The organism is Aurantiacibacter flavus (assembly GCF_039710615.1).
In the GTDB taxonomy this organism is placed as follows: domain Bacteria; phylum Pseudomonadota; class Alphaproteobacteria; order Sphingomonadales; family Sphingomonadaceae; genus Alteraurantiacibacter; species Alteraurantiacibacter flavus.
Genome location: NZ_JBDLBR010000015.1, coordinates 1 through 5,714, shown reverse-complemented (window position 1 = coordinate 5,714; position 5,714 = coordinate 1). Strand labels below are relative to the sequence as shown.

At 57.0% G+C, this 5,714-nt stretch carries 5 protein-coding genes and 3 pseudogenes; 2 read left to right on the top strand and 6 right to left on the bottom strand.

Annotated features, from left to right (window positions below; all coding sequences use genetic code 11):
• From ABDJ38_RS16815 to ABDJ38_RS16805, 3 genes and pseudogenes are all read right to left on the bottom strand, one after another.
• A partial coding sequence (locus ABDJ38_RS16815; RefSeq protein WP_346786292.1) for an NUDIX domain-containing protein occupies positions 1-128 on the bottom strand: 128 nt, incomplete at its 3' end.
• A 230-nt stretch (positions 129-358) separates the two neighbouring features.
• Positions 359-1,481: pseudogene (locus tag ABDJ38_RS16810) on the bottom strand (IS3 family transposase).
• Positions 1,482-1,547: 66 nt separating this feature from the next.
• Positions 1,548-1,665, bottom strand: a pseudogene (locus tag ABDJ38_RS16805) (transposase); the annotation flags it as partial.
• A 214-nt stretch (positions 1,666-1,879) separates the two neighbouring features.
• Between ABDJ38_RS16805 and ABDJ38_RS16800 the strand changes: the two are divergent.
• A complete protein-coding gene (locus tag ABDJ38_RS16800) occupies positions 1,880-3,157 on the top strand; it encodes a hypothetical protein (RefSeq protein WP_346786291.1) in 1,278 nt (425 codons plus the stop codon).
• A 77-nt stretch (positions 3,158-3,234) separates the two neighbouring features.
• Here ABDJ38_RS16800 and ABDJ38_RS17030 read toward each other — a convergent pair whose 3' ends face one another.
• From ABDJ38_RS17030 to ABDJ38_RS16790, 3 genes are all read right to left on the bottom strand, one after another.
• Positions 3,235-3,492 carry a transposase gene (locus ABDJ38_RS17030; RefSeq protein WP_429771130.1) on the bottom strand — a complete coding sequence of 86 codons (258 nt, stop codon included), beginning with the start codon at positions 3,490-3,492 and terminating at the stop codon, positions 3,235-3,237.
• Between the two features lie 154 nt (positions 3,493-3,646).
• A complete protein-coding gene (locus ABDJ38_RS17025; RefSeq protein ID WP_429771129.1) occupies positions 3,647-3,994 on the bottom strand; it encodes a transposase in 348 nt (115 codons plus the stop codon).
• A gap of 83 nt (positions 3,995-4,077) precedes the next feature.
• On the bottom strand, positions 4,078-4,821 hold the full coding sequence (locus ABDJ38_RS16790) for a hypothetical protein (RefSeq protein ID WP_346786290.1): 744 nt from the start codon (positions 4,819-4,821) through the stop codon (positions 4,078-4,080).
• Positions 4,822-5,292: 471 nt separating this feature from the next.
• Here ABDJ38_RS16790 and ABDJ38_RS16785 point away from each other — a divergent pair.
• Positions 5,293-5,714 (top strand): annotated as a pseudogene (locus ABDJ38_RS16785) (hypothetical protein); the annotation flags it as partial.

The following is a 5,714-nucleotide window of genomic DNA, read 5'->3' as shown; positions in this document are numbered from 1 at the left end:
GTTTCCTCGTAAAGTTCGCGAATGGCAGCCTGTTCGATGGTTTCGCCGGTTTCGATCTTGCCGCCGGGAAAACCCCACCGCCCTGCATCGGGCGGATTGGCCCTGCGAACCAGCAGGACCTGATCCATCGTCCTGCTTCTCGGCAGCAAGGATCACTGCGCAGGGCCGGTCTTTCGCGCCCTCTACCCATCCCCGCCGTGCTTCGTCGCGCCAAAGGTAATCAAATCGGACGAATTACCCGATTTGCTGTTCTGGTTTCTTCTGTAGAGCGTCTTATGCGGACCGTATTCCCTGGGAGCATCACGCCAGCGCAGCCCGTTGCGATTTGACGTGACCCCCAGCTTTCCCCCAGCTGGGATTAGAGCCGGGCGGTTGTTTTGCGCATTGGCGCGGTTGAAGCAATGGGCTGCGTAGCGGAGCCAGTAGGGCGCAGCGAAGCAGGCCATTGCTTATCCAGTTCTGCGGCGAAGGCCGCCGGGGTTGCGTAGCCAAGCGATGAGTGCGGTCGCTCGCGGTTGTAGTCCTCCACCCAGTCTGCGATCTCGACCCGGGCATGAGCCATGCTCATGAACAACGTCTCGTTGAGCAGTTCATCGCGCATGCGACCATTGAAGCTTTCCACGTAACCGTTCTGCATGGGCCTACCCGGTGCGATGTAATGCCACTCCACACCGATCTCGCCGCACCATGCGAGCACAGCGTTACTGGTGAGTTCAGTGCCATTGTCGCTGACGATCATGCCCGGCTTGCCGCGCCGAGCGATCAGCTCGGTCAGCTCGCGAACGACGCGCTGCCCTGAGATCGAGGTGTTCGCAACTGCCGCCAGGCATTCCCTCGTCACGTCATCGACCACGTTAAGCACGCGGAACCGCCTGCCTGACGCCATCTGATCGTGAACGAAGTCGAGGCTCCAGCGCTGGTTCGGCAGAGCCGTCGCCTGACTGCCAAGCCTTCCTCGTTATAAAGCCGCTGGGTCTTCTTCCGGTTGATCATGATCCCCTCCCGGCGCAGCAGAATATGCAAACGGCGGTAGCCGAACCGGCGACGCTGGTTGGCCAGTTCGCGCAGCTTCTCACGCAGACCGGCATCATCGTCCCGTGTGGAACAGTAGCGCACGCTCTTGCGATCGGCATCGATGATACGGCACGCCCGCCGTTCGCTCATCCCGTGGCACGCCTGGAGATGAGCAACAGCTTCCCGCTTCGCGGCGGGCGTCAGAACTTTTTTGCCAGAAGATCTTTCAAAGCAGCCTGATCGAGCATGGCATCGGCCAGAAGGCGCTTGAGCTTGGCATTCTCGTTCTCCAGCTCCTTGAGCCGCCGAGCCTCCGACACCTCGAGCCCGCCATACTTGGCCTCCCAGTTGTAGATCGTTGCCTCGGATACACCGTGCCGCCCAGCAAGGTCGGCGGTCTTCGCTCCGGCCTCCGCTTCCTTAAGCACGCCAATGATCTGCTCTTCTGAAAACCTCGTTCGCTTCATCTGTCCGTCCTTCCCGTCGGGCCGGACTCTAATCAAGCTTGGACGAAAATCAGGGGGTCACGTCAGATTGACGAAGATGATCCTGTTCAGCACCCGCCGGTCATCGGGGCTTGCCGTGGCTCTTAGGGAAATAGGGCAAAAGACGCGCCATCTGCTCGTCAGTCAGCCAATACAGGTTGCTCATGCCCAGTCTCCTCGCGCAGCCTGGAGCCGAGGGCGTGCAGCGCACAATCACATCGCCCTCAGCCAATCAATGGATCCTGAGCCTAGTCGGATGCATGTGGGGTGAATTAGGGGTAGCAAATTTTGTGCTAGTAAGCAAAAAGGTTCACAAGTCGCTATTTTTGAAAAGCGCTGGTCACGTGCTATTGGAAATAGGATTTTAAAAAACGAAGCATTTGGAGAAGTTGGTGAAGGCCATTGCAATTTCTACCTGTCGCGTATTGTTTGCACCTATTATAGCCTTCATGGTTCTCGTGGTAGGTGTTTCATCAATCCCAGCTTTGGCTCAATCGCGATACGAAATACGCGCGCTCGCAAGTTGTGAAGGAGTAGATGTTGCGATAACATCCCAAGGTCGCACCTTCGACTGCCGAGCACTTGCTGAACTTTTGTATATCAATAACGTCAAAGTGAGAGGGCAGGAATTTGAGGCCCTTTATTTCTCTGACGACGAGGGCGAAATCTACGTAGCGAGTTTAGGTCCATCAATTCAATTTGCGATGGAACGAATTGACCCACGCCAACTGCAAGTATTCCGCGAGTTAGCACCGGCACGTCAGGATACAGGGTCCTTAATCGGAAGAGGCCGCGAGCATCGCCGGTGGGTTGATGTCTACCGCGCTCGATGGCTGCGGCTTGTACCGCGCACATTCGGTCGGGGCTTTGAGAAGCCGATTGAGTTCTTGGCTGACTCTAATCTCAAGCCGCTTGCCCAGTTGCATCGCGAGTTGAACCAGCTGCGTGCTCGTCGAGATGAACTCCGAACTGCACGACAATCCCAGTCATCAAGAATAACAAGCGTGGCACGTGGTGGAACGCCCATCACTCCGGCTCCCGCAAGCTCGCTATTGTCTCCTTCCGGAGGTCTGCCCACTAACTTCTCCCAGCTTCGTGGACCTGAGCGCCTATCTGTCGTCCAGGAAATCTTCCGCGGTGCTCAAAGCTGGTCTGCCGCTCAACGCCGCTCACGCTGCGATGAGGTGTTTGGCTTCAACAGGCCCAATTTCTACCGCGTCTTTTTTGATCGCGATGCGAGCGTAGAAGCTGTTTGTGAAGCAAGCGGCTCACCAGATTTCTTCTACTGGCGCGCACTCGTTCGTGGCCCCAGTTACAACCTTGCGTCTGATCCACTACTCAAGCTAACTCTGATGAACCGTATGATTAGAGACCTACGAACTGCACTAGAGGCTGGTTATCAACATGCTCTGATGCCTCTGGCTCAGTTGAATGACGAAAGCTCAGCAGTTCTTGCTGCAGCTGAAAGACGGCGGCGCGAGCTTGAAGCCGAGAGACGAGAACTTGAAAATGCTCGCCCGAGACCATCACGCCTTGCCCAGCTTTGCAACAGTCTCAATGCCACTCGCGCGAGAATGCGAAGCATGGGAAAACAACCACCAACCCTCCCTGACCTAGAACGCGACGGCTGCGAAGCCGCCGGAGTTCCTATCCGATGAATTCTGTCACCCAGCATCGAGAAGCGCGGATCGGCAACGCGACCCTGTCGATGCGGCCTAGGCTCAGGACTCGTTGATCACAGCCAGAAGAGCACGGTGGCTGCGAGAGCGAGGGCGGAGAAGAAGACGGTTGGGCAGCGGTCGTAGCGAGTTGCCACACGGCGCCAGTCTTTGAGGCGTCCGAACATGATCTCGATGCGGTTTCGGCGTTTGTATCGGCGCTTGTCGTATTTGACGAAAAGAACGGGATTTGAGGCCCGGAATGCAAGGCGTAATGCCTTTTGCTCGAGCGCATCCCTGAACCATTCGGCGTCATAGCCCCGGTTAGCCAGCATCCACCGCGCCTTGGGTAGATCAGATCATCGAGCAGGGCTGCCGCGCCGGTGTAATCGCTGATCTGGCCTGCCGTGATGAAGAAGCTCAAAGGGCGGCCGTTGGCGTCGGTGACGGCGTGAAGCTTGGTGTTCATGCCGCCCTTGGTTCGCCCGATCAGGCGGCCGAGGCCCCCTTTTTTACCCCAAGGCTGGAAGCCGTGCGGTGGGCCTTGAGATAGGTCGCATCGATCATGACGGTCTGGGGTTCGGCTCTCTGGGCAGACAGACCCTCCATCATCCGGCCAAACACGCCCATCTCGCCCCACCGTTTCCAGCGGTGGTAGAGCGTCTTATGCGGACCGTATTCCCTGGGAGCATCACGCCAGCGCAGCCCGTTGCGATTGACGAAGATGATCCCGCTCAGCACGCGCCGGTCATCGACCCGGGGCTTGCCGTGGCTCTTGGGGAAATAGGGCGAAAGACGCGCCGTCTGCTCTTCAGTCAGCCAATACAGGTCGCTCATGCTCAGGCCTCGTCGCGGAGCCTGGAGCCGAAGGCGTGCAGAGCACAATCACTTCGCCCTCAGCCAATCAATTGGTCCTAAGCCTAGTCGGGCATTGGTGTGCCGCACACCACAAAGGCAACAACCGGATCAATAGGTCCGCTCCCGCGACAAATCCGCTGAGCTTCTTGCTCAGTTTGAGCACCCAGGAGCGCTGATTGCGCCTCCAGTACCGAAATCCATTCCTGCTTGGCGTCGTCGATGAACATTCTTGCGGCCTCGCCAAAAGAGGTTACGCGCGCCCAGCGGTGAAAGATGATCGCGTGTCGCTCGCCTCCACTCTCGGAATCAACAAAATTCACGGTCCGGCTCGACTGCTCCAAGACCCGGCGGATAGCGTCTTCATGCTGAGGTTCGATACCCCGAATGATGTTTACCGGGTTTCGCTGATCGTTGATGGCGAATGATTGGGTGATGCGAGCTGGTATCCTGTCGTTCGGATCGCGGTCGAAATGAATGTTAATAAACTGTCCATTTGGTCGAACGTCAAAGCTATCACTCGCATATTTCGCCACGAGGTTGATTGACAGAATGTACCTCATCACCGGCAAGTCGAGGGCGCTGACCTCGCGATAAATGCCGTCAGGCCCCCGTGCTTCGATACAAACAGTCTGGCTAAAAGTGCGACCATCGGAGACGGTAATATCGACCTGATTTTGTTCTCTCGGCAGCACCCCAGCCACTGTCATCGTTCTGAAGAAGTCTGCTTCACCAGCAACCTCCATACCATTCACGCGGGTCACCCGAAGCCCCTCAAAAGGGATGGCAGGTTCATAAAAGCGGCTCAAATTGGCGGGCTCAGATTCTGACCGGATTGGCTCGCCAATTCGGCCATCTGGCATTGATCTGCAAATGCCAAATCTCACGTCAGTGCGCTCTGGCACGCTCAAGTCAGCAGTCTGGGCTTGCGCAGTTGCAGCGACGCAAACACTCGCAGCAAATGCCAGCATCGTTTGGGCTCTCATCGGCGAAGTCCTTATTTTGGAGAAATTTCTCAAGAACTAAGCAATAGATCGAGGACGGCGTCTTGCCTACTTCACCCGCGTTGGAGCGGCGTTTCCGCATAAGGACGGACAAGGCCATACAGTGGCGCTTAATGCGATCCCGGTCAATGGCCGCATTGTCTTGCGCTCTCCGAAAGAGCCAATGAGCCACAGGCGAGAAACACACGCGACGAAGAGCACGAACGTTAGTCGTGTCGAAGCGGCCAACAGCAAGTGCGGGCGGGGTGCCCGCATTTGCCTCGTCTGCGGAGTTGCTTGATCGTTTGCGGACAGCTGAATGAAAATCTGCTTGCCAGCGTTTCCCAACACCAGCGCCAAAAGAACGGCGAACAAACCTTGAACCGTATGCGAGCTCGCGCGCTGAACGGTTACTGGGTTTTTCAGACGCCGATTGGGTATCGCTATGAGCGAGTGACTGGGCAAGGGAAGGTGCTTCAGCTCGTCGAACCGGTCGCTTCGATTGTCCGAGCAGCGCTTGAAGGTTTCGCAAACAAGCGGTTCGGCATCAAAGCAGAGGTCAAACGGTTTCTAGAGGCGCAACCTGATTTCCCGCGCAGCATAGCGAACGATTTGGGCTTCACCGAGATCACGATTGCAGCACTACTCGGCCACGCATCGGGCTCGATTACTAGCCGTTACGTCCACACCCTCGATGCTGCCCTCATTATGGCTGCCGA